Annotated in this window: 2 protein-coding genes; one reads left to right on the forward strand and one right to left on the reverse strand. The window is 50.9% G+C overall.

Annotated elements, in window-relative coordinates; all coding sequences use genetic code 11:
- A partial coding sequence (locus QVA83_RS12580; RefSeq protein ID WP_287498513.1) for a LysR substrate-binding domain-containing protein occupies positions 1 to 435 on the forward strand: 435 nt, incomplete at its 5' end.
- A gap of 20 nt (positions 436 to 455) precedes the next feature.
- Here the strand turns inward: QVA83_RS12580 and QVA83_RS12585 are convergent.
- Positions 456 to 1,292 (reverse strand): ATP-binding protein (locus QVA83_RS12585; RefSeq protein ID WP_287498514.1); only part of this gene is annotated, 837 nt, incomplete at its 5' end.

Consider the following 1,292-nt stretch of genomic DNA (forward strand, 5'->3'; position numbering starts at 1 on the left):
ATCTACACCCCTGATATGCCGACAGATTTGCATTTCACCGCGCTTGATAAAGTGCCTTTGGTACTTATTGCCCCAAGAGAGTGGCGACTTACTCAACTAAGCCAGTTGGACTGGACCAAGCATCAGGTGATTATGCCCGAAACTGGCCCAACCCGTCGTACTGCCTATCACTGGTTTGCTGAGCATGGCATTCGTCCAAATGTGTATGCTTATGTCGGCGGTAACGAGGCCATCGTGAGCATGGTGGCACTTGAATGTGGCGTGGGATTTGTGCCTAAAGTGGTACTTGATCACTCCAGTATGGCCAATGCTGTAACCCAAATACCTGTTGAAGATATTGAGCCTTATGCTTTAGGTTTGTGCTGCTTGCAGGATAAGCAAAACGAGCCGCTTATTAACGCCTTTATGCAGCTTAATTTGCAAGCGCGAGGCTAAGTTTAAGGCATAGCTGATGCTCAGCTAGCGCTCAACTGTTTAATAAGGTTATCGAGGGCGCGATAGCCCAATGCTTCTGCAATGTGCGCCCGCGATACAGCGTTCTGCTCTTCAAGGTCAGCAATGGTTCTTGCCACTTTTAACGTGCGATGAAACACCCGCATAGACAAATTAAGCTGTTTAGCAGCGGCTTGTAAAAACTGCAAGTCAGCGTCATCTAGCAAGCATATATCGGCAAGCTCACCTGCGTGCAGCGCACCATTTGGCTTACCTTGCCGTAGCCCTTGTTTGTGACGCGCTGCAATGACTCGCTCTCGCGTTGCGTGTAACGAGTCGTCAGGTCTATTGGCACGCTCTGGCAGGTCGTAGTCAGGTAGGCGCGGCACTTCGACTTGTATATCAACTCTATCAAGCAGTGGTCCCGATAACCGGTTCAAGTAGTTGAGCTGTTGCTGCGGGGTTAGTCGGTTATCATCAATATCACCCGTCGGGCTTGGGTTCATCGCCGCTACTAGTTGAAAGTTGGCGGGGTATGTGGCGCTTCCTGAAGCACGAGACAAATGCACGTCGCCGGTTTCAAGTGGCTCGCGCAATACATCCAGTGCCTTTCGCCCAAATTCAGGCAGTTCGTCTAGAAACAAAATACCATTATGAGCCAGCGATATTTCACCCGGTACAGGGTTTGAGCCACCGCCAGTAAGCGCCACCGCAGAGCTAGTATGATGGGGCGAGCGGAGGTGGCGAGTTAGAAAACGCTCTGCATGCAGTTTTTCGCCTTTCACAGAGTGAATGGCAGCCACTTCCAACGCTTCTTCCTCGCTCATATCGGGTAATAGCGATAGCATTCGGCTGGCGAG

Source organism: Alteromonas sp. AO-Serp, assembly GCF_017849675.1.
GTDB classification, from domain to species: Bacteria; Pseudomonadota; Gammaproteobacteria; order Enterobacterales; family Alteromonadaceae; genus Alteromonas; species Alteromonas macleodii.